Origin of the sequence: Micromonospora sp. WMMD736 (assembly GCF_049179015.1) — a bacterium.
In the GTDB taxonomy this organism is placed as follows: domain Bacteria; phylum Actinomycetota; class Actinomycetes; order Mycobacteriales; family Micromonosporaceae; genus Micromonospora.
In genome coordinates this window covers 4622020-4644687 of the sequence record NZ_JBMHMI010000001.1, presented here as the reverse complement: position 1 = coordinate 4644687, position 22668 = coordinate 4622020, and the positions used below count along the sequence as shown (strand labels likewise).

Here is a 22668-nt window from a genome sequence, read left to right as displayed (position 1 = left end):
GGGCCACCCTCGCCAAAGGTGAACACGGATCGTGACTGAACGTTCGCTCGGGTGTAGCGGATGGCGCGGAAAGCGACGTCCTCCATCGACGACTTCCGCCTCGAAGCGATCCGCACGACGTGCGGTCACCGCTGAGCCGTGACGCGGACCGGATGCCGGGATGCGGGCGCGATGTCCCACTCTCGTAAGGGGCGCAGGGGTCAGGACGGATCGACCCGCGTCGGCGGGGCCGGGTCGTTCGCGACCCCTCGACCGACACTCGTCCGAAGCGCGGCACGCACACCTGCCACCACCACCCGTCATCACGCAGAGTGTTCACTTGAATTGCCTCTGTTGCATCGGCGATCGTGAGCTTATGCTCGCCCCTTGAGTGTGACGCAAGCCTCACATCGATGACCGGACAACACGGGACCTTGCATTTGTAGAAGATCCGCAACGGTGAATGCAGAAGCGCAATGAACGGCCGGATGCAGTGATCCGGGCGCGCTTTCGCATGCTCGACATCGGCGCCTCGTCGCCACGTCGAGCTATCACGAGGAGGGTTCGGCGGTGCGCGGACGGCAGCTCGGACGAGCGGCAACCTGCCTGCTGACGATCGTGGCGGCGGTGGCGGTCACCGCCTGTGGCAGCGGTCAGGAGGCGGTCGACCGCCCGGCGTCGGGGCGGGCCGACGGAGTACGGGCGGATTCGGATGTCGAACGCGGAGCTGCCGAAAAGGCGGCGCTCGACGCGTACTCCGGATATCTCACGGCCTCGCGCACGGCGAGTCGGCGCGGCGATCCGCACGCGCCGGAACTGTCCAGGTTTCTCGCTGATCCACTGTTGACCCGGGTGCAATTGTCCATTCGCGACGCAAAGGAGCACGGCGCGATGCGTACCGGGACGTTGAGATCCGATCCCACCGTGATCGCCGTCGACCTCGACTCGGACCCGGCAACCGTGGAGATCCAGGACTGCCTGGACGCGACCGGTTACCGGCTCGTCTACAGCAAGGACCAGAAGGTCGTGCCGGGCAGCGGTGGCGGCAGGCACCTGGCCACCGCCACCGCCACCCGCTATCCGGACGGCCGGTGGCTGATCAGCTCCGGCGCCGCACACCAGGACCAGCCGTGCTGAGCCGTCGCGTCCTCGCCGGGGTCGGCCTGGCGGTGCTGCTGGCGGTCACCGCGACGCCGCCGGCCGCCGCCGCCCGCCGCGCAGGCCCGGGGGTGGAGTGCCCGCCCGGACAACCGGACTGCAACGTCTGGGACGACGAGCCCGGCCACCCCGGCGACCCGGGGGGCGGCGGGGACAACGGCGGCGGAGACTCCGGCGGCGGTGGGGGTGGCGGCGTCTGTCAGTGGGGCGGAAAGACGATCCCCTGCTACGACGACCTGCTGGGCTGGTTCAACAACGGCGACGGCTGCTACTACAAGCTCGCCGTGCCGCAGAAACCGGCGGAAGAGGGCCAGCAGTGGTACGTCCAGACCTGCAACGGCGGTGACCTGGGCGCGCAGGACACCGTACTGCGTGACGGGCCGCCGCCCGGCTTCGGCGCTCCGCCGGACCCGGAGGAGCTGGCCCGCCGTGCCCTCGCCTCGATCAAGCTGCTGCCGGCGCTGCTCAAGGTCGCCCCCCGCAAGAACATCGGCCCCGGTCTGGTCGGCCTGCCGGTGTGGATGTGGGCTTCCTCGAGCGCCGACTACTTCGGGCCGCTGCACGCCTCCGCCTCCGACCGTGGGCTGACCGTCTCGATCGAGGCCAAGGTCGAGCGGATCGTCTGGAACATGGGCAACGGCGACACGGTCACCTGCACCACGCCCGGCACCCCGTACGACCCGAACGGCGAGCGCGCCGGCCTCACCTCGCCGGACTGCGGCTACGACGACGGCTACCCGAAGGCGGGCACGTACCGGGTGGGCGCCACCACGTACTGGACGGTCCGCTGGTGGACCGACAACGGCGTCGAGGGCGACCCGATCGCGCAGACCCGGACCAGCGGCACCGTACCGGTACGGATCAATGAACTCCAGGTGGTGACCAGGTAATGCGAGCACCTCAGGCGCGAACGGAGATCGAACGGTGAGTCTGGCGACGCGTAACGCGACCGGCCCGGTGGACGCGCCGGTCAGCCCGCCCAAGGTGGTCCGGCAACGCCGCGTCCGCCCAGGTCTGCTGGGTCTCGCCGTACTCCTGATCGCCCTCGGTGGGCTGGGAGCCGCGTTCGCGGTCACCTCGGTCCGGGCCACCGGCAGCTACCTCGCGGTCGCCCGGCCGGTGGAGGTGGGGCGGGAGGTCACCGCCGCCGACCTGATCACCGTGCAGGTCGCCGGCGGCCAGGGGCTGCACCCCGTGCCGGCGGGCCGGCTGGACGAGGTGGTCGGCAAGCGGGCCGCCGTGGCGCTGGTGCCGGGCACCCTGCTCACCCTCGGCCAGGTCACCGACGACCCGCTGCTCGGCCCGGGACAGCAGCAGATCGCGCTCGGCCTCAAGACCGCCCAGGTGCCGGCCCGTACGCTCCACCCCGGCGACAAGGTGCTGCTGGTCAGCACCCCGGACAAGAACGCCACCGGAGCGGCCGCCACGGCGGGTACCCGGTTCTCGGCCACCGTCATCGACATGAACAGCCCGACGGACAACGAGAAGGTGGTGTACCTGGCGCTCCTCATCCGGGACGTACCCGCCGTGGTGGCGCTTGCCGCCCAGGAGCGGATCGCCGTCGTGCTGACCGAGGCGGCCTGACCATGGCGATCATCGCGCTGGTGTCCGCGAAGGGCTCGCCCGGCGTGACCACCGCGGCGTTGGCCTGCGCCCTGACCTGGCACCGCCGGCTGGTCCTCGCCGAGTGCGACCCGGCCGGCGGATCCATCCTCGCCGGCTACCTGGGTGGCCAGTTGGATGGCCCGCGCGGCATCGGGGAGCTGGCCGTCGGCGAGCTGCGCGACGGCAACCTGGAGACCGCGTTCTGGTCCCAGCTGGTCGACCTGGACGCGCCGCGCCGGGAACGGCTGCTGCTGCCCGGGCTGGTCGACCCGGCACAGGCCGGCAGCGTCACCCCGCTCTGGCAGCGCTTCGCCGACTACTTCAACGCCCTGGACCGGGGCACCCCCGGCTACGACGTGCTCGTCGACTGTGGCCGGCTGCACGTGAACGGTCCACCGTGGCCACTGCTGCGGGCCGCCTCGGTGGTGCTGCTGGTGACCCGGGCCAACCTGCCCGACCTGTCCGGGACTCGGGCGGTGGTCACCGCGATCGAACGGGACTTCGCCGAGCACCGGGTACCCCCGGGCACCCTGCGGCTGTTACTGGTCGGCGACGGGCACGGGCGCGCCGAGATCAGTCGCGGGCTGAAGCTGCCGGTGATCGCCCGGCTGCCGCACGACCCGCGTACCGCCGGAGTGCTCGGCCTCGGTGGAACCGTACGCTCCGGGCGGCCGCTGCTGCGGGCGGCGACCGCGCTCGAGGTGCCGGTCGGCGCGCTGCTGGAGCGCCGACGGGCCCGGCTGGCCTGGCCGGTGCAGCAGGGGGTGCCGGATGCGGTTTGAGCCCGTCTCGGCCGACCCCCGCCAGCAGCCGCCAGGTGCGACGTCCACCGCGCCGCCGCTGCCCCCGGCGAACGGCCGGCACCACCACGCGACGCCGATGCCACCGCCGATGACCTCGGCCACGCCACCGTCCGAGCCGACCCCCCGACCCCGCATGGACTTCCAGGTGGTCCGGGAGCTGCGGCGGGAACTCACCGAACGCCTCACCCTGTGGCAGCGCGGCCGGGAGTTCACCGTCGACGAGGAGGACACCGAACGGGCGCGGCTCGCCGTCCAGGTGGTCGCCGAGTACGCCGACGCGGTCCGCCGGGCCGGCACACCGATGGCCGCCGGTGAGGAGCGCCTGCTGCTCGACCAGGTGACCGCCGAACTGGTCGGGCTCGGCCGGCTCCAGACCCTGCTGGTCGACGACACCATCGAGGAGGTGCACATCCTCGGCTGCGACCAGGTGCGCATCACCCGGCACGGCGGCGGCGTGGACTGGGGCGAGCCGATCGCCGACAGCGACGCCGAGCTGGTGGAGATCCTCCAGGCGGCGGCGCGGCGGGCGGGCGCGACCGAGCGTTCCCTGTCCACCGTGAAGCCCACCCTCGACCTGCAACTGCCCGACGGCAGCCGGTTGGCGGCGGTGTTCCTGGTCAGCCACCGCCCGTACGCGGTGATCCGCAAGCACAACACCCTGGACGTGAGCCTCGACGACGTGGCCGGTAGCCGGGGCGACCTGGACGAGATGATCGACCCGCTGCTGCGCGACTTTCTGCGCGCGGCGATGCGCGCCGGGTTGAACATCATGGTCGCCGGTCTGGCCGGCGCCGGAAAGACCACGATCATCCGCGCGTTGATGAACGAGATCCCGCCCGACGAGCCGTACGTGCTGCTCGAGGAGAGCCGCGAACTGCTACCGGCGCGTCGCCGCGAGCGGCACCGGGCGGTGATGAGCTTCGAGGCCCGCGAGGGGCACGGCGAACGCGGCTTCGACGGCCGACCGGCGGGTGAGGTGACGATCGCCGACCTGATCCCGCTGTCGCTGCGGATGGGCGTTCTGCGGATCATCGTGGGCGAGGTGCGGTCCCGCGAGATCGTGCCGATGCTCCAGGCGATGACCACCAGCCGGGGATCGATGTGCACCATCCACGCCCGTACGGCGGCCGGCGTCGGCGAGCGGATCGTCGAGCTGGCGCTGGCGCACGGCCGCGAGATGACCGTCGACCAGGCGCGTCGGATGGCCGGCAACGCCCTCGACCTGATCGTCTACGTCACCGTCGAGGACGAGAGCGCGATCGGCGGACGTAAGCACCGGTTCGTCTCGCACGTGGAGGAGGTGATCGGGGCCGGCGAGGCCGGACGAATCACCACCACCACCGTCTTCGGTCCCGGCGCGGACGGCCGCGCGGTCCCCCGGCACCTACCGGAACGGGTCCGCGACCAGTTGCTCCGCGTCGGGTACGACTCCCGGCTGTTGACCCGGTGGATCGAGGCCGGTACGGGCGCGTGGCGGCGACCCCGACAGACCCGACTGGCTCGGCGGTGACGTGATGGGGAACAGCCTGGAGTTGATCGCGGTGGTCTCCGGGGCCGCCTGCGTGGCAGGGCTGCTGTTGGCGGTGGTCGCGCTGGTCGGCACCCGTCGACCCGCCGGTCCCGGCCCCGGGGAAGGGCCCGGCCTGAGTCGTCTCTGGCGTGGCTCTGGCGCCACGCCCGCCGAGCGCCGGTCCTACCAGGCGCTGCTGCTGGCTGCGGTGGTGGCCGGGGCGTTGGCGTTCCTGCTGACCGGGCTGCCGGTGGTGGGTCTGCTGGTGGCGGTGGCGGTGCCCGGCACGCCGTGGCTGTTCGCGGTCGGCAAGGCCGAGCAGCGGGCGATCGCCCGGATCGAGGCCGTCGGCGAGTGGACCCGCCGGCTCAAGGACGTCTCGGGTACGGGTCAGGGCCTGCAACAGTCGATCATCACCACGATCGGCAGCGTCCCGCCCGGCATCGAGGACGAGGTACGACTGCTCGCCGCCCGGTTGCAGGCCGGCTGGCTGGCCCGGTCCGCGCTGCTGGCGTTCGCCGACGAGATCGGCGACCCGGTCTGCGACCAGGTGGTGGCGGCGCTGATCCTGCACCTCAGCGACCGGGGTGAGCGGCTGGGCGACGTGCTCGGCTCGATCGCCGGCGCGGCGGCCGCCGAGGTGGCGACCCGCCGGGAGATCGAGGCCAAGCGCACCCAGCCCCGGTTCGCCGTCCGCTTCCTGACCGGGATGACGCTGGTGACGCTGGCGTACGGGCTGGTCAACTCCGAGTACATCAAGCCGTACGGCACGCCGGGGGGTCAGATCGTGATGGCCGCGCTCGGCGCTGCCTTCATCGGCCTGCTGGCCTGGGTCCGCTCGATGAGTCAGCCACAGCGACCGGCCCGGTTCCTGCCGGCGCCCGACCCGCAGGAGGTCGTCGCGTGAGCGCGAACGCCACCGCATCCGTAGGGATCTCACGGTGATCGTCAACTGGCTCCTCGGCATCGCCGTGTCCGGTGGAGCGGCCATCGGGTTCGGTGTCTTCCTGGTGATCCGCGAGCTGGTGCCGGCCACCCCCGCGCTCGGGCCGGCACTGCGCCGCCTGCACCAGCCGCCGGGTACCGGACGGGTTTCCACTCCCGCCTCCCGGCGGTTGGACTGGCTGACCGGGCTGTCCCGCTGGCTGCGACCGCCGCACCGGCAGCTCGCCCTGATCGGTCAGACCCCCGAGCAGTACGCGCTGTCGGTGCTGCTGTCCGCGTTGATCGGCCTGGCCGCACCGACCCTGCTCGTGATGGCGCTGTTCGTGCTCGGCGTCTCGCTGCCGGTGGCCGTACCGGTGCTCGGGGGCCTCGGCATGGCGCTGATCGCCGGTCTGCTGGCGCACCGCTCGGTGCTGTCGAAGGCGGACGCCGCCCGGGACGAGTTCCGCCAGGCCGTCTGCACGTACCTGGACCTGGTGGCCTTGCAGCTCTCCGCCGCGCACGGGCCGGTGCAGTCGTTGGAGCGGGCCGCGGCGGTCTGCGACGGCTGGGTGTTCGACCGCCTCCAGGAGGCGCTGCGGATCGCCCAGATGCAGATGCACGCACCCTGGGACGAGCTGCGCGATCTCGCCGACAAGATCGGCATCCCGGAGTTGGGCGACGTCGGCGCGATCATGCGCTCCTCCGGCAGCGAGGGCGCGCAGGTGCACGAGACCCTGCGCAGCCGGGCCGACTCGCTGCGCGACCAGATCCGCACCGACAACCTGGCCCGCGCCGAGGGCGTGACCAGCAAGCTCGACATCCCGGGCGCACTACTCGTCTTCGTGCTGCTCGGTTTCGTCGTCTACCCGTTCGTGGTCCGCATCTGAAAAGAACCCCAGTGAAGGAGTACGCCATGTCCATCCTCACCTACCTGCACGTCGTGGTGGCGACGCGCCTCGCCGAGTTGCGCCGCGACGGCGAGCGCGGCGACAGCCCGGTCCCGACGGCCGTGATCATCATGGGTCTCGTCTTCGTGGCGACCGTCGTCACGGGCCTGGCCCTCGCCCGGGCCAGAGGCTGGATGGACGCCATCCAGGCACCCGCGAACCCGCAGTAGCCGGCATGCGCCGACCCGCGTTCCCGGGGTGGCGTCGGACGGTTCTCGCCGCCCGACGCCGCCTCCTGGCCGGCGGCCGGGAGCGGGGCGCGAACCCGGTGGAACTGGCCGTGGTGATGCCGCTGATCCTGGTGCTGCTGTTCGCGTCGCTCCAGATGGCGGCCGTCTTCCTGGCCCGTTCCACGGCGTTGAACGCCGCCCAGAGCGGGGTCAACGCCGAACGGCGGTACAACGCGTCCGACGGTGCCGGGGTCGCCAGCGCCACCCAGTTCCTGTCCACCACCGGCGACTGGCTGCTGGGCTGGAACAGGGCCGGCGGTCCGAGCTGTGTGACAAGCGAGGTCGATGTGACCTGCACGGTGACCGGTCGATCCCTGTCGGTCGTACCCGGCGTGAGCTTCGCCGTCCGGCAGACCGCGCACGGACCGGTGGAACGGGTGACAGCGCCGTGAGCCGGGTCACCGAGCGCGGCTCGGTCTCCATCGAGGTGGCGGTGCTCGCGCCCGCGTTCATCGCGCTGATGGTGCTGGCGGGCGTGGCCGGCCGCAGCGCGGTGGCGGCGGAAGCCATCGATGCCGCCGCGCACGACGCGGCCCGCGCCGCCTCGATCTCCCGCGACCCGACCGACGCGCGCGAGCAGGCCCTCGATGCGGCTCAGCAGCAGTTGGACTGGCGTGGGCTGAGCTGCGGCGGTGCTCCGACCCTGACGTTCAGCGGCAGGGTCGGCAACAACGACACCGGTTTCGACGACGCCTACCGCAGCGCGCTCGGCCAGAACGCGACGGTCACCGTCACGGTCGAGTGCCGGGTGTCGTTCCGCGACCTACGGCTCAACGCCGTACCGGGCATGCCCAGCGAGAACCGCATCCGGGCCAGCTTCACCTCCCCACTGGACCGCTACCGGAGCCGCGGATGAACCTCCGTACGCTCTCCGGCGACCACGGCCGGGTCAGCATCTTCCTGGCCGTGGCGATGATCGGTGTGCTGGCCATCGTGGGACTCTCGTTCGACGGCGCGGGCCAGCTCCGCACGCTGCAACGCGCCGACAACCTGGCCGCTGAGGCGGCCCGCGCGGGCGGGCAGGCCATCGACCGGGCCACCGCGATCGAGGGCGGACCGACACGGATCGACCAGACGCAGGCCCGCGTCGCGGTCGCCGACTACCTCGCCGCCGTCGGCTCCACCACCAGCCACACCGTGAGCTTCCCGCAGATCGCCGGGGAGACCGTCGTCCGGGTACGCCTCACGATCACCTACCGCCGCTCGATGCTCGGCCTGTTCGGCCTCGCCGACCAGGTCACCATCACCGGCGAGGCGACCGCACGGGCCATCACCACAGCCCCGGCCCCCGCTCCATAGGAAGGAAGGCAGCCATGACCGCATCGGGTCGGTCCGTCGTACGGCGGACAGGACGCGTCCTCACCGGCCTCGGCGCGCTCGTCGTGCTCTGCGCCCTGGTGGCGGGCGCGCCGGTCGCGCTGCTCGCCTTCGCCGGCAATCCCCTGCCCGACCATCTGCCCACCCTCGCCGAGGTGGGCACCACCCTGACCAGCCGGGACGACGGGCAACTCTTCCTGCGGGCCCTGGCGCTGGCCGGTTGGTTCGGCTGGGCCACGTTCACCTTCTCGGTCCTCGTCGAGTTGGGCGCGCAGATTCTGCGCCGGCCGGCGCCGAAGCTGCCGGGGATGAGCCGCCAGCAGAAGGCCGCCGCCGCGCTGGTCGGTTCGGTCGCCCTGATCCTCGCCGCCAGCCCGGCCGCTGCCAGCGCCGCCGCGGTCTACGCCGGCCCGGCGTACGCCCAGCCGAGCGCGGCGACCGCCACCACGCGGATCACCGAGAGCGCGCCGCTTGGCCTGGCCGCCAGCGGGCCCCGCGATGCCCTGGGGAGTGGGCCGCTCGGACTTGTCGCGCCTGGCGGGCCGAGTGCCGGCGACCAGGTTGCGCCGGTCTATCGCGTCGCTCGGGGCGACTACCTCGGCGAGGTGGCCGAGCGGTACCTCGGCGAGTTCGACGACTACCGGCAACTCGCCAAGCTGAACCGGCTGGACGACCCGGACCGCATTCGTCCCGGGCAACTGCTCCGGCTCCCGGCGGAGGCCACCGACCAGGGCGCACGCTCGCACGCGACCGGCAAACTCGTCGGTCGACCCGCCGCGCCGAAACCGCCCGCGTCGCGCCCGACGCCGGAGCGGTCCGCGCCGGAGCACGCGGAGCAGGCACCACCCGACGGTACGGAGTCGACGGGTCAGGCCCCCACGATGACCGTCGGCGCGGCCCGGGCCGGCACCACCGACCGGGTGAACCGACCGCTGGCCGTCTCCGCCGTGCTGGCCGTGGCGAGCATCGTCGGTGCCCAGATCGGCGCGGTCCTCGGTCTGCGTCGTCGGCCCGCCACCGCAGGTGCCGCACCCCGGCTGACCGCAGCCACCCGTACGCCGCGACGCCGCGCGAGCAACGTCGGCGGCAGTTCCACCACCGGCAGCCCCGCGCAAACCGGCAGCCCCGCGCAAACCGGCAGCCCCGCTCGGAGCGGTGACGCGGGCCGAGCTGGCAGCGGTGCCGCCTGGGCCGCCCGTCGTGCGGCGGCGGCCACCGAGTCGCCTGCCCCACCGACCGGCACCCCGCTGGCCCTGCCCGGTCGCAGCGCCGGAGCCGTCGGCGAATGGGACGGCGACGATGGCGTCCAAGGCGGTCGGCACCGGCGCGGTTGAGCCGAAACCCGCACGCGCAGGTCGCGGCTCAGCGTCGAGTTCTCCGCGCCGACGATCCCCGGGAGCTGACGCCAGCACCCGGCCGATGCCCGAGCGTCGTGGCCCGCATACAGCCGATGTCCGGGAGCTGAGGCCCTCACACGGCCGATACCTGAACGCCACAGCCCCCCGAACAAGGTCCGATGCCCGGCGCTGAGCCTCGCGGCCGGGAACCACGCTCGGAGCTGAGACTCGCGGCCGGCCCCACGCCCGGAGCTGAGGCGCCCGCAGCCGGCCCGACGCCCGGGACCGGACACTCCACACAGGCTGATGCCACACAGTCATCAAGATGACTGCGTGGCATCAGTGCGTCGAGGGTGGCCGGTCGCCGAAAGCCGACCGCCTCGATCCCGGTCCGGCCCGACCTCCGATCGCACTCCGCACCGGGCACGCCTGGCCGCCGCCCATGCCGCTCGCGCCGCGCCGCCCCGCACCGCTCGCTGTCTGCTGTCAGGGGAGGCGGGTCTGCAGCACGCCGTTCTGGATGCGGGTGGGCAGGATCTGCTGGTCGTTGCCGGAGGGCCCCTGCATGACCTCGCCGCCGTTGAGGCGGAACGCGCTGCCGTGCCACGGGCAGACCACGCACGCGTGGCCGTCGATCTCCTGGACCTCGCCCTCGCCCAGCGGCCCGCTCTGGTGGGGGCACCGCTCCAGCATCACCGTGACCTCGTCACCGTGGCGATAGAGGATCACCGAGATGTCGTCGTCCACCTCTCGGGTGATCAGGGTGCGCTGCGGCAGGGTGGCCATGTCCGCCAGCGAGTGCCAGCCGTCGCTCATCCGGTGCAGCTCGGACACACTCTGGTTGACCTGGGCGCCCTGCTTGTACGCCAGGTGCCCGCCGATGTACGCGCCGAGGCTGACGGCGGAGAGGCCGAGGAACCCGAGCGCCTTGCCGACGCCGCTACGCCCGGAGAGCCGCGCCGCCAGTGAGCCGGCGTAGAGGCCGACACCGACGGTGTTCGCGGCGGCGTGCACGAGGCCGACCCGGCGTTGGTCCCGGGAGAGCGCCGCCCAGTCGTTCAACCCGGCGACCGCCGCCGGCAGGGCGCTGACCGTCCCCAGGCCGACCAGCACGGTCGCCGGTCGGCGCTGTCCGGGCATCAGGTCCAGCACCGCGGCACTGATCCACGCCCCCACCGGTACCTGCACCATGGCCGGGTGCAGCGGGTGCCCCAGCGTCACGCCGTGCAGCAGGTCCCGCAGTCGCCGCGGTCGCAGCGTCCCCAGGACAACCTTCTGCAACCGGTCACCCGTGCGGTCCAGCCGGGAGTCCTGCTCAACTTTCGTCAATAGCGCTCGCACGACTACCGACTTCCCGTCCTTCCCCCTCCCAAACCGGAAGCTAACGACAAACCTGCCACGTCTCCCGCTCCCGCCGATCTTGCACTTTCTGCTGCGACAAACCCCTCCACAGAGCGCGAATCAGCAACCCAAAGTGCAAGATCGACGCGATTGTGGGGGCGAGGGGCAGGGGGCATGCTGGCGGGATGGGTGTGCGGGTGGAGCGTCGCGGGGCCGTCAGCACGGTGATTCTGGATCGGCCGGAGGCTCGGAACGCCGTCGACGGGGCTACCGCTCGGGCGCTCGCCGACGCGTTTCGCGCCTTCGAGGCTGATCCGGACGCGGCGGTCGGCGTGCTCTGGGGTGCGGGCGGCACGTTCTGCGCCGGGGCCGACCTGAAGGCCATCGGTACGCCGAGGGGCAACCGAGTGGAGCCTGAGGGAGACGGCCCGATGGGACCCACCCGGATGGTGCTGAGCAAGCCGGTGATCGCGGCCATCTCGGGGTACGCGGTGGCCGGCGGCCTGGAGCTGGCGCTCTGGTGTGACCTGCGGGTCGCCGAATCCGACGCCACGCTCGGGGTGTTCTGCCGCCGCTGGGGAGTGCCGCTGATCGACGGTGGCACCGTTCGGCTGCCCCGGTTGATCGGCGAGAGTCGGGCGATGGACCTGATCCTCACCGGGCGGGCGGTGCCGGCCGACGAGGCGTACACCATGGGGTTGATCAACCGGGTGGTGCCGCCGGGCCAGGCGCGGGCGGCGGCGGAGGAGCTGGCGACGGCGATCGCCCGGCATCCGCAGACCTGCCTGCGCAACGACCGGGCGGCCCTGCTGGCCGGCGTCGGGCGGCCCGAGGCGGAGGCGCTGGCGACCGAGCTGACGTACGGGATGGACTCGCTGACCACCGACGCGCTGGCCGGCGCCGCCCGGTTCGCCGCGGGCGAGGGCCGGCACGGCACGACGCCGCCGGGAGGGTGGGACCTCCCGGCGGCGTCGGCTACCGGGTGAATCAGTTGCGGTTGATGGTGAAGGTCGTCGTGGTGTTGCGGATGTCCTGGTAGTTGTTGGTCAACCGCAGGTTGTTGAAGGTGACCGAGCCGACCGCGGGACCCTGACCGGGTTCCGGCATCTCGTTGGCCCAGACCGCGAAGCCGGACTTCGCGTCGTACGCGTCACCGCTCTTACGGACGCCACTGATCGAGATGTTGGTGAAGACCGTGTCGGTGATCGGGTTCTCCGGCTGCGACCCGGTGTACTTGGTCTGGAACATGATTCCGGTGTACGTCGGATCGACGATGTCCACGTCGGACACCCGGATGCCGCGGAACTCCTTCGACGCGGAGAACACCCAGATCGCGGGGAACGTCTGGGATCCCCAGAAGTGCCCACCCGCCCGGATCAGCGAGATGTTCTGGAACTGGGTGGGCGGGCTGGATCCGAACCCGATGAACGGGTACCCGAAGTCCAGCGAGCTGATGGTGATCCCGGAGTACGTCAACATGTCCGCGATGTAGAGGTTGCGGAAGATGTTGTTGTAGCCGCCGTACACCGCCAGCCCGGCCGCCCGCCAGGTCAGCGTGGCCGTGAGGTTCTCGAACACGTTGCCGTTGTTGCCGACCGATGCGCCCTGGTCGGTCGCCGAGAAGAGGGCGAACGCGTCGTCGCCGTTCGACCGCCCCTCGGTGTTGGTGACCAGGTTGTTGGTGCTGCCGTTGGTCAGGTTCACCCCGTCGGCGAAGGTGTTGCGGAAGCGGCTGTTCTTGATCGTCAACCCGCTGACGCTCACGCCCCAGTACGCGCAGACGGTGTGCTCGACCCAGACGTCGTCGAGCGTCATGTTGTCGACGTCCTTCAGCTCACCCCAGACCTTGCCCGGCCCGTCGATGCGGTTGGTGTAATTGCCGAAGAACGCCAGGTGGGAGAAGGACGACCCGCTCGCCGAGGACTCCACCCGGAAGCCCGCGTCGGTGTTCGACTGGCTGGTCGGCGTCTGGAAGCGGGTGTACCAGATACCCGCGCCCACCACGGAGATCGGCTTGCCGTACACCTGGAACTTCTGCGCGGTCTCGTACGTGCCGGCCGGCAGGTAGACGCCGATCAGGTTGCCGGTGGTGTCCATGCGGACCGCGTCGAGGGCGTTCTGCACGTCCTGGTGGCTGAAGCCGGACGGCACGCGGTAACGGGCCGGGTCCGGGTTCGCGCGGGGTGCGACCAGCTCCAGGTTGATGAAGTCGATCGCGTACGTGGTGGTGTTGGCCGGGTCCTTCTGGAGGCGGATCTTGCTGCCGGCCGGGATGGTCGAGTTGAGCATCACGTTCGCCTCGTCGTACAGGTGGCGAGGCGGACCGGCGCTGGGCGAGTCACTCGGGCCGGCCTCCGCGCCGTACAGCCAGATGTGCTTCGAGGTCAGGTTGATCGGCTTGTGCAGGGTGCCGTTGACGTAGATGTTCAACGTCGAGTCGATGCCTCCGCCGCCCGGCGAGTCGGGGATGGAGAAGCGGGTGACCAGGGTGTTGGTCGCCGCCCGGGTGGTCCACTCGACGTACGCGCCGGTGCTGTTGAGGGTGACGGCCCGACGCCCGGACGCCTCGCCGCCCAGGTTGCCGATCTCCCGGTTCGGCCCGACCTGCCCGGCGCCGCCGCCGATCGTGCCGTCCTCGGCCTCGTACATGTCGTAGCCGAGGTTGGCGCCGCGACCCACGAAGAGCGGCCGGTCGCTGGTGTTGTTGGTCTGCTTCACCGGCAGCTCGTTGCCGTCCACCGCGACCACGACCCGGACGGTGTACTTGCCGTTCGCGGCGGTCCAGGTGCCCAGGTTGATCGGGCCGACCGTCGCTCCGGCGTTGATCACACCGGAGTAGGAACCGGTCAGGGTCCGCACGACCGTGCCGGACTCGTTGAGCACGGTGAGGGTGATGCCGTGCGCGCCGGACGCGGACGCCTGGTTGCCGGCGTTACGGACCGACACCGAGAAGGTGACCGTGCTGCCCGGCGGCGGGTTGCCCGGCGACCAGTCGACGGCGGAGGCGACCAGGTCGGAGCTGGCGACCGCGCTGACCACCAGCGGGCTGGGGTTGGTGTAGCTGTTGTTGGTGTCGTCCTGCTCGACGACGGTGTTCGACTCGTCGACCTTCGCGCTGAGCGGGTAGCTACCCGCGTCGCGGGTGCCGATGCTGGCGCTGACCGTGGTCGACGCGCCGGCCGCGAGGCCACCGACCGAGGCGGTGCCGACCCGGGTGGAGCCCAGGTAGAAGTTGACGTTGGTCGCGGCGGAGGCCGCCGAGCCGGCGTTGCGCACGGTCGCCGAGAGCGTGATGGTGCTGGTCTCGACGGGTGCGGACGGGCTGAACGACATGCCGGTGACGGTGAGGTCCGGGTTCGGCGCGGGGGTGCCGAAGACCTGGAACTCGGCCACCTGACCGGCCGGTGCGCCGGTGTTCGAGGCGATCGAGAGGCGTACGTCGGCCGCTGCCCCGGAGACCGGGATGGTCACCGTGTTGCCGCTGCCCGGGTTGAACGTGTAGTTCGTCGCGCCGACGAGCGTGGTGAAGCTCGACGAGTTCTGGTCCCGGCCGAGGACGGTGATGTTCTGGGTACGGGTGCCCCACGCCGAGTCCGGGTTGAGCTTCAGCACGACCTGGCTGAGGCTGGCGTTCGCGCCGAGCTGCACGGTCAGCGTGCTCGGGTTGCCGTTGCCCTCCCAGTAGGTGGCCACGTTGTTGTCGTTGGCGTTGGTCGCCACGAACGTGTGCACGAACCCGGAGGCGGTGATCGGCTTACCGATCGCCAGGTTGCTCCCGGTGGGCGGGCTACCGGTGCCGGTGCGGGTCACCGTGTTGCTGTTCGACGACTGGTTGCCCGCCGCGTCCTTGGCCCGCACGTAGTACGAGACGGTGGCGCTGTCCGCCTGGCTGTCGGTGTACGTCAGCGTCGAGCCGCCGACGCTGCCACGCAGCGCGCCGTTGGCGTAGACGTCGTACCCGGTCACGCCGACGTTGTCGCTCGACGCCGACCAGGTGAGCCGGATCTGCCCGCTGGCCGGCTGGGTGTACGCCAGGTTGCCGGGGGCGCTGGGGGCCTGGGTGTCGGTGCTGCCGCTGGAGCCGTACACCTCCACCTCGGAGAACTGCGCGGCCGGCCAGCCGGTGTTGCCGGTGACCTGGACCCGCACGTAGCGGGTGCTGGCGGCGGTGAAGCTGACCGTCGCGGTGTTGCCGCTGCTCGGGTTGAAGGTGTAGTCGGCGGACGCCTTCAGGGTGCTGAAGGACGAGCCGTTGGTGGAGCCGAGCACCGACAGCGTCTGCGTACGCGTCTGCCAGTCCGACGACGGCGGCAGCTTCAACACGACCCGGTCCACGCCGACCGTCGCGCCCAGGTCGGCCTGGATCCACTGCGGGAAGGCGTTGTTGGCGCTCTCCCAGTAGGTGGAGGCGTTGCCGTCGTTCGCGTTGCTCGCCACGTAGTTCTGGTTGTAGCTGCTGGCGCTCATGGTGGCCGAGAGCCCGGCGAGCAGGGCCGCGCGGGCGGAACCCGCGGGTGCGGAGGCGGGCGTCGCCGCCGGTGCCGCGGTCGCGGGGGTGACGGCGGGAACGGCGGCGAGGAGCAGTCCGGCGAGCGTGCCGGCGAGCAGTCGGCGGCGGGCGGGCGCCCGACCGGCGCGGGGGTTCGAACCGGGCGAGCCGGTTCGTGGGGTGCCTCGGGTGGGGCCGTTTCTGGACATCGGTGGCTACACCTCTTTCGGGGGTGGTGTGGGGTGCGTTGCCCGGTGACGGGTGCAGGGGTACGCCCGTCGTGCCGCGACAGGTGGGGGACGGTGCGGTGGCCCCCGCCCTGGTCGGGCGGGGGCCGTCGGCCTAGCTGGAGTAGACCTCGAACTCGCTGAGCTGACCGGCGGGCCAGCCCGTGTTGCCGGTGACGGTCAGGCGCAGGTACCGCTGGCTGGTCGCCGTGAAGGTCACGGTGACCGTGTTGCCGCTGGACGGGTTGAAGGTGTAGCCGGCGGACGACTTCACCGTGCCGAACGACGAGCCGTCGGTGGAGCCGAGCACCGCCAGCGTCTGCGTACGCGTCTGCCAGGCCGACGACGGCGGCAGCTTCAACACGACCCGGGACACCGTTCGGGTCGCGCCCAGGTCGACGGTCAACGACTGCGGGAAGGCGTTGTTGGCGCTCTCCCAGTAGGTGTTGGCGTTGCCGTCCACGGCGTTGGGCGCGGCGTACACGTCGGAGTGGCTGGTCTCCGTGATCGACCGTCCCGCCGCCAGGTTGCCCGTGGGGGCGGGCGTGGTCGGGGGCGGGGTGGTCGTCGGAGGCGCGGTGGTGGGCGGTGGCGTGCTCTGGGTGCCGCCGTACACCTCGACCTCGCTGAGCTGGGCTGCCGGCCAGCCGGTGTTGCCGGTCACGGTGACCCGGATGTAGCGGCGGTCACCGGAGGGCAGGCCGATCGAGACGGTGTTGCCGGAGCCGGGGGCGAAGACCCGACCGGCGGACGACGCCAGCGTGCCGTACGACGAGCCGTCGGTGGAGCCGAGCAGCGACAGCGTCTGGGTGCGCTGCTCCCAGCCGGCGGGCAGCTTGAGCACCACCCGGTCGACCGAGCGGACCGCGCCCAGGTCGACGGTGACCGACTGCGGGAAGGCGTTGTTGGCGCTCTCCCAGTAGGTCGAGGCGTTGCCGTCCACCACGTTGCCCGCCGTGTAGTTCTGGTTGGTGCTGGTCGCGACCGTCGAGCGGTTCAGCGCCAGGTTCCCACCGGTGGGCGGCGGGGTCGTCGGAGGCGCGGTGGTCGGGGGCGCGGTCGTCGGGGGCGCGGTGGTGGGCGGCGCGGTGGTCGGGCCGGTGGTCGGCGGGGTGCTCGGTCCACCACCCCACTGCGGCTCCGGCCACGGACCGCAGTACGGCGTCGTGGTGTACCAGCCCGAGTTACCCGAGCCCTGCGTGATCTGGAAGCCACCACCCACGCAGTTGTGCATCGGGTTGCTCTGGGCGATGTTGGTGGCCCGCACGTTGGTGAACGACACCTGGCTGGGCGCCTGCACCTGGAGCGCGTACGTGCCGGCGCCGTCGATCCGGACGTTGGTGAGGTTGATGCCGCTGGTCTGGCCCTCGATCCAGTGCAGCGCCGCGTACGAGCTGTCCAGGATGTCGGTGTCGGTGATGTTGATGGTGGCCTGCTGGAACGCCTCGTTGAGTGCGGAGAACCAGATCGCCCCGACGCCGAAGTTCCAGTTGTAGTCGGAGTTGCCGTTGCGGATCAACGTGTTCCGGGCGATCGTCCAGGTGCCCCGGACCGCGGTGTCGCCCTGCACGCCGGGGTAGCGGTTGGCGACGTGGATGCCGCCGCCGTTGGTCAGCGAGTCGGCCGTCACGTTGTCAGTGATCTTGATGTCCCGACCGCCGTAGCTGACCAGGTGGTTCGCCAGCAGCGTCACGCCGATGGTGTTGTGCGTGAAGGAGTTGTTGACGTTCGGCACGCTCTGCGCCCACATGGCCAGCGCGTCGTCGCCGGTGTTGCGGACGAACGTGTTGGTCACCGTCGAGTTGGTGACACCGGTGTGGAAGTTCACCCCGTCCGCGGTCTGGTCCAGGATCCGGCTGTTGCGGATGGTGAAGTTGTCCATCGGCCCGTCCATCCACGCGCCGACCTTGGTGTTCTCCAACCAGAGGTTGTCGACCACCGAGTTGGTCATCGCCCCGCCCAGCGCGTTGACCTGGTCGTCGTCGACCCGCTCGCGGATGTCGCCGATGATGGCGAAGTCCCGCAGGGTGACGTTGCGGCTCGGCCCGTTCGCCTCGTGCGACCGGATCTCACCGGTGTAGCCGCCGCCGGGGACGTACTTGCCGTAGATGCCGGCCGCCCGCTTGCGGTCGGTGGGGTGCCGGCCGCCGAGCACCGAGTACCAGGGGCCGGCGCCGCGCAGGGTCACCCCGTCGACCACCACGTGGTCCCAGAGGGTGAACGTGCCGGTCGGGATCCAGACCGCCCGGCCCTGGGCCTTTCCGGCGTCGACGGCCGCCTGGAACTTGGCGGTCGAGTCGGTCGCGCCGGTCGGGTCCGCGCCGAAGTCGGTGACCACGTCGATGACACCGGAGGGCTTGGTGATCGGCGCGACCACCTCGAAGTCGGCCAGGTCGATCGTGAAGGTGGGTGACTGGGCGGTCGAGGAGACCTGCAACCGGATCTTCGTACCGGCCGGCTGGGTGCTGCCGAACAACGCCCGGGTCTCGTCGTAGAAGTGGTGCGGGTTGGTGTCGCCCGGGTTGTTGTTGAACGGGTAGCCGCCGTAGTACCAGCCGTACTTCGACGTGACCGGGACCGACTTCAGCAGGTTGCCGTTGGCCCGCAGGTCGATGGTGGCGTCCCGGCCCGTGCCGGCCGAGTTGTCCGGCAGGCTGTACCGGAAGGTGACCGCGTTGGCCGGAGCGGTGAGCGTGAACTCGACGTACTCACCGACGGCGTCGAGGGTGACCGCCTCCCGGCCGGACGCCTCCGACGGCAGCGTGCCGTAGCGCCGGTCCGGGCCGATCTTCGTCCCGTTGTGCGCGGCCTTCTCCGCCTCCTGCTCGATGAAGGGGACGGTGGCGCCTCGGCCGGAGATGTCGAAGGGGGACAACCCGGCCGCCGAGGCCGGGGTGGCACTGCCGGTGACCGCCAGGGCGGTCAGCGAGGTCGCGGCGAGCAGGGTGGCGGCGATGGCGGCCAGCCCCGCCCGGGTCGGGCGTCTGAGTTGGTACGACGTGCCGGTGGTGTGGTTGGCCATGAGCTGCGCTCTCCCTTTCGTCAGGCAGGCCAGGTCCCCCGTGTCGGTGCGGCGTGGCGGTCCCTCGTCCTCCTCTCGCGGGCGCGGTGCGCGGGTGGTGTGGTGCCGGCGGTCGGGACGGGACCGCCGGCACCACGTGGGGTCGGATCAGGTCAGGGCGGCGGCGTCCGCGCGCGGTCCGTCCACCTCTTCGGGGGTACGTAGCCAGACGGCGGTGTCCGACGGCAGCAGCCCGTCGTCGAGTGGGCCGCTGGCCAGCAGCACCTCCCCGTCGGCGGGCATCGGCACCGCCGCGTCGGTGAGGTTGACCAGGCAGCGGAAGCCGCCGCCACGGCTGAAGGCCAAAACACCGTCCGGGGCGGGCAACCAGGTCAACTCGCCGTCGCCGAGCGCCGCCTCGCCCCGCCGGATGCGGATGGCCTCCCGGTACAGCTCGAGCATCGAGGCCGCGTCGCCGGTCTGCGCCGAGGCCGTCCGGTCCTTCCAGTCGGCGGGTTGGGGCAGCCAGGGCGCCGCCGAACCTTCGGGGCTGAATCCGAACGGCGGCTCGTCACCGGTCCAGGGCAGCGGCACCCGGCAACCGTCCCGGCCGGGGTCGACCCGTCCGGAGCGTTCCCACATCGGGTCCTGCCGCAGCGCGTACGGGATGTCCTCGACCTCCCAGAGCCCCAGCTCCTCGCCCTGGTAGACGTAGACGGCGCCGGGCAGCGACAGCGACAGCAGCGCGGCGGCCCGCGCCCGACGGGTGCCCAGCTCCAGGTCGGTGGGGATCCCCTCGCGCTTGGCGGCGAAGCTGAACGTGGTGTCCGCCCGGCCGTAGCGGGTGACGTGCCGGGTCACGTCGTGGTTGGAGAGCACCCAGGTGGCCGGCGCACCCACCGGCGCGTGTGCGCTCAGCGTGCCGTCGATGCTCTCCCGCAGCGCGGAGGCGTCCCAGGCGCAGCCGAGGAAGTCGAAGTTGAACGCGGCGTGCAGCTCGTCCGGGCGCAGGTAGTTGGCGAACCGCTGCCGGTCCGGCAGCCACACCTCGCCGATCAGGGCGCGGTCCGCGTACGAGTCGGCGACCCGCCGCCAGCCCCGGTAGATGTCGTGCACGCCGTCGAGGTCGTGGAACGGGTGCGGCCGGTCCGGCTCGACCTCCGGCAGCGTCCCGTCCTTCACGAGCAGACCGGCGGAGTCGATCCGGATGCCGTCGACGCCCCGGTCGAACCAGAACCGGAGGATGTCCTCGAACTCGGCCCGTACCCGGGGGTGGTCCCAGTTGAAGTCCGGCTGCTGCGGGGCGAAGAGGTGCAGGTACCAGTCGCCGGGCGTGCCGTCCGGGTTGGTGGTGCGGGTCCAGGTCTCGCCCCCGAACTCGCCCACCCAGTCGGTGGGCCGCTGGTCGCCGTTCGGGCCCCGGCCGGGACGGAACCAGAACAGGTCCCGCTCGGGCGCCCCCGGACCGCCGGCCAACGCGGCCTGGAACCACGGGTGCGCGTCGGAGCAGTGGTTGGGCACCACGTCGACGATCGTCCGGATGCCCCGCTCGTGTGCCTCCGCGATCAGCGCCTCGACCTCGGCGAGGGTGCCGAAGACCGGATCGATGTCGCGGTAGTCGGACACGTCGTACCCGGCGTCGGCCATCGGCGACGGATACCAGGGACTGAACCAGATCGCGTCGATGCCAAGCGCGGACAGGTGGTTCAGGCGGGAGCGGATACCTGCGATGTCACCGATGCCGTCGCCGTTGCCGTCGGCGAAACTGCGTGGGTACACCTGGTAGATAACGGCTCCACGCCACCACGGACTGCTGTCTGCTGTGGACACGAGCACCTGCTTTCTGCGTCAGTACGTCGCCGGGTACGCCGGTGGCGATTGTGTGTCGGACGAACGGCCGTTGTTCGCTCCGCTGCCTGCGGTGGTGGCTATCCCTTGATGCTGCCGGCGGTCAGGCCAGACATGATGTTCCGCTGGAAGATCAAAAAGACGATAACGGTCGGGATGGCGGCGATGACCGACGCGGCGATCACGACGTTCATGGGCGTACCGCCCGCGAAGGAGTAGATGCCGACGCTGACCGTCCGGGTCTCCGGTGAGGGCATGACCAACTTCGGCCAGAGGAAGTCCTTCCAGACCGCCGTCATGGCCAGAATGGCGACGACGCCGAGGATCGGGCGGGACATCGGCAGGATGATCGACCAGAGCGTCCGCAGCGGCGTCGCCCCGTCCACCAGCGCCGCCGCCATCAACTCCTCGGGAATCGAGTCGAAGAATCGCTTCAGCAGGAAGATGTTGAACGCGTTCGCCACCAGCGGCAGCCAGATGGCGAACGGTGAGTCGAGCAGATTGATGTGCAGGATCGGCAGGTCGATCACGGTCACGTACTGCGGGACGATGAGCACCATGGCCGGGATCATCAGCGTGGCGAGCATCAGCCCGAGGATCACGTTGCCGAAGATCGGTCGCAGTTTCGACAACGAGTACGCGGCGGCCGCGTCGAACACGAGCTGGAACAGCACCGCGCCGATCGCGTAGTAGAACGTGTTGAACAACAGCTTGGCCAGTTCCAAATTGTTCCAGGCGTCGATGTAGTTCTGCGGCTGCGGGTCCTTCGGAAACAGCGTGGGCGGGGTCTGCGCGATCTCCTGGCCGGACTTGAGCGCGCCGGTGACCATCCAGTAGAGCGGACCGAGGAAGACGAGCGTGAATGCCGTCACGACGACGACCAGCAACGTCCAGTAGAGAATCCGCCCGCGTCCCCGGCTGATCTGGGCGTGGGAGATGAGGGTCCGGGTGCCGGAATCCTGTGCCATTGCGCGCCGTCCTAGTCCTGTTTCGCAGTCAGCCGCACGTACACGGCGGAGAAGCCGGCCAGCACCACGAGCATGAGTACGCCCAGCGCGGCAGCGCCGTTGAGGTCGTTCTGGAAGAACCCGTGCTGGTAGATGAGGTACGCCACCGTGGTCGCGGAGTCCTCCGCGCCCGCGCCGTTGGCGAGGATCAGTGGCTCGATGAAGAGCTGCATCGTGGCGACGATCTGGATCATCGCCAGGAGCGCGAGAATGAGCCGGGTCTGCGGGATCGTCACGTGCCGGATCCGCTTGAAGATCCCGGCGCCGTCGAGTTCGGCGGCCTCGTACAGCTCGCCGGGGATGTTCTGTAGCGACGCCAGGTAGATCAGCACCGCCCCACCCATGTTCATCCAGGTGGACGCAATCACCATGGCCGGCATCGTCATCTCCGGCGACTGCATCCACTGCGACGTCGGCAGGTGCAGCGCCTTGAGGATCGCGTTGAACAGGCCCGCCTCGCTCGGGTCGTACGCGTAGAACTTGAACAGGTACAGGGCCGAGGCCGGCGGGAGCATCACCGGCAGGTAGACCAGGATCCGCAGGTAACCCTTGGCGTGTCGGAACTCGTTGAGCAGGATCGCCACGAAGAACGGCACCGCGTACCCGAGCACGAGCGCGAGCAGCGTGAAGTAGAAGGTGTTCTTCCAGGCGGGCCAGAAGCTGGGATCGGCGAGGAGACGGGTGTAGTTGTCCCAGCCCACCCAGGTCGTCTCGCCGCGCCTGGTCCGCTGGAAGCTCATCACGACGCCGCGGACCATCGGATACCAGGAGAAGACCACGAAGCAGAGCACGGCGCCGATCAGGAAGGCGTGCCCGGTGAGGTTGTCCCGTACCTTGCGGCCGAGGCTCGTACGCTTCGGCCCTGCCGCGTACGACGGCATCGGGCGGCCCGGTTTCCCGGGGGCCTGGGGGGCGGCGGTGATCGCCACGGCGCTCTCCTGC

19 protein-coding genes are annotated in these 22668 nt (G+C 71.0%); 13 read left to right on the top strand and 6 right to left on the bottom strand.

Going from position 1 to position 22668, the window contains the following annotated elements; all coding sequences use genetic code 11:
* Positions 1 to 549 precede the first annotated feature (549 nt).
* The 12 genes from ACN269_RS20935 to ACN269_RS20880 are packed head-to-tail and all read left to right on the top strand — an operon-like array spanning position 550 to position 9810.
* Entirely contained in the window at positions 550 to 1116 is a 567-nt protein-coding gene (locus tag ACN269_RS20935; RefSeq protein WP_421474004.1) for a hypothetical protein, read from the top strand.
* Complete coding sequence (locus tag ACN269_RS20930) at positions 1110 to 2027, top strand: hypothetical protein (RefSeq protein ID WP_421474003.1); 918 nt, start codon at positions 1110 to 1112, stop codon at positions 2025 to 2027. Before ACN269_RS20935 ends, ACN269_RS20930 begins: the two co-directional genes overlap by 7 nt.
* A gap of 34 nt (positions 2028 to 2061) precedes the next feature.
* Complete coding sequence (locus ACN269_RS20925; RefSeq protein ID WP_421474002.1) at positions 2062 to 2721, top strand: SAF domain-containing protein; 660 nt, start codon at positions 2062 to 2064, stop codon at positions 2719 to 2721.
* A 2-nt stretch (positions 2722 to 2723) separates the two neighbouring features.
* Positions 2724 to 3524: a ParA family protein gene (locus ACN269_RS20920; protein ID WP_421474001.1), complete on the top strand. Its 801-nt coding sequence runs from the start codon at positions 2724 to 2726 to the stop codon at positions 3522 to 3524.
* Positions 3514 to 5055, top strand: coding sequence for an ATPase, T2SS/T4P/T4SS family (locus ACN269_RS20915; protein ID WP_421474000.1), 1542 nt, complete (start codon positions 3514 to 3516; stop codon positions 5053 to 5055). Before ACN269_RS20920 ends, ACN269_RS20915 begins: the two co-directional genes overlap by 11 nt.
* Positions 5056 to 5059: 4 nt before the next feature.
* The gene (locus ACN269_RS20910) at positions 5060 to 5962 is read left to right on the top strand and encodes a type II secretion system F family protein (RefSeq protein WP_421473999.1); all 903 of its coding nucleotides are present in this window, start codon (positions 5060 to 5062) and stop codon (positions 5960 to 5962) included.
* Between the two features lie 37 nt (positions 5963 to 5999).
* Positions 6000 to 6869, top strand: coding sequence for a type II secretion system F family protein (locus ACN269_RS20905; RefSeq protein ID WP_421476466.1), 870 nt, complete (start codon positions 6000 to 6002; stop codon positions 6867 to 6869).
* A 26-nt stretch (positions 6870 to 6895) separates the two neighbouring features.
* A complete protein-coding gene (locus ACN269_RS20900) occupies positions 6896 to 7099 on the top strand; it encodes a hypothetical protein (RefSeq protein WP_421473998.1) in 204 nt (67 codons plus the stop codon).
* A 5-nt stretch (positions 7100 to 7104) separates the two neighbouring features.
* Positions 7105 to 7551, top strand: a complete 447-nt coding sequence (locus ACN269_RS20895) for a TadE family protein (RefSeq protein WP_421473997.1) — start codon at positions 7105 to 7107, stop codon at positions 7549 to 7551.
* Positions 7548 to 8015, top strand: a complete 468-nt coding sequence (locus ACN269_RS20890; protein WP_421473996.1) for a TadE/TadG family type IV pilus assembly protein — start codon at positions 7548 to 7550, stop codon at positions 8013 to 8015. Before ACN269_RS20895 ends, ACN269_RS20890 begins: the two co-directional genes overlap by 4 nt.
* Complete coding sequence (locus ACN269_RS20885) at positions 8012 to 8458, top strand: pilus assembly protein TadG-related protein (protein WP_421473995.1); 447 nt, start codon at positions 8012 to 8014, stop codon at positions 8456 to 8458. The genes ACN269_RS20890 and ACN269_RS20885 overlap by 4 nt, the downstream gene beginning before the upstream one ends.
* A gap of 14 nt (positions 8459 to 8472) precedes the next feature.
* On the top strand, positions 8473 to 9810 hold the full coding sequence (locus ACN269_RS20880; protein ID WP_421473994.1) for a LysM peptidoglycan-binding domain-containing protein: 1338 nt from the start codon (positions 8473 to 8475) through the stop codon (positions 9808 to 9810).
* 489 nt (positions 9811 to 10299) lie between these two features.
* On the opposite strand, the gene ACN269_RS20875 is transcribed toward ACN269_RS20880, so the two are convergent.
* Entirely contained in the window at positions 10300 to 11154 is an 855-nt protein-coding gene (locus tag ACN269_RS20875; RefSeq protein WP_421473993.1) for a DUF2231 domain-containing protein, read from the bottom strand.
* A 185-nt stretch (positions 11155 to 11339) separates the two neighbouring features.
* Here ACN269_RS20875 and ACN269_RS20870 point away from each other — a divergent pair, with 185 nt between their 5' ends.
* Entirely contained in the window at positions 11340 to 12140 is an 801-nt protein-coding gene (locus ACN269_RS20870) for a crotonase/enoyl-CoA hydratase family protein (RefSeq protein WP_421473992.1), read from the top strand.
* Between the two features lies 1 nt (position 12141).
* Here the strand turns inward: ACN269_RS20870 and ACN269_RS20865 are convergent, their stop codons facing one another.
* From ACN269_RS20865 to ACN269_RS20845, 5 genes are all read right to left on the bottom strand, one after another.
* Positions 12142 to 15852 (bottom strand): discoidin domain-containing protein, encoded by a 3711-nt coding sequence (locus ACN269_RS20865; protein ID WP_421473991.1) that lies wholly within the window; start codon positions 15850 to 15852, stop codon positions 12142 to 12144.
* Positions 15853 to 15985: 133 nt separating this feature from the next.
* Positions 15986 to 18892, bottom strand: a complete 2907-nt coding sequence (locus tag ACN269_RS20860) for a discoidin domain-containing protein (RefSeq protein WP_421473990.1) — start codon at positions 18890 to 18892, stop codon at positions 15986 to 15988.
* A 147-nt stretch (positions 18893 to 19039) separates the two neighbouring features.
* Positions 19040 to 20701: a glycoside hydrolase family 13 protein gene (locus tag ACN269_RS20855; RefSeq protein WP_421473989.1), complete on the bottom strand. Its 1662-nt coding sequence runs from the start codon at positions 20699 to 20701 to the stop codon at positions 19040 to 19042.
* A gap of 98 nt (positions 20702 to 20799) precedes the next feature.
* Positions 20800 to 21687, bottom strand: a complete 888-nt coding sequence (locus tag ACN269_RS20850) for a carbohydrate ABC transporter permease (RefSeq protein WP_421473988.1) — start codon at positions 21685 to 21687, stop codon at positions 20800 to 20802.
* An 11-nt stretch (positions 21688 to 21698) separates the two neighbouring features.
* The gene (locus ACN269_RS20845; protein ID WP_421473987.1) at positions 21699 to 22655 is read right to left on the bottom strand and encodes a carbohydrate ABC transporter permease; all 957 of its coding nucleotides are present in this window, start codon (positions 22653 to 22655) and stop codon (positions 21699 to 21701) included.
* Between the last annotated feature and the right edge of the window lie 13 nt (positions 22656 to 22668).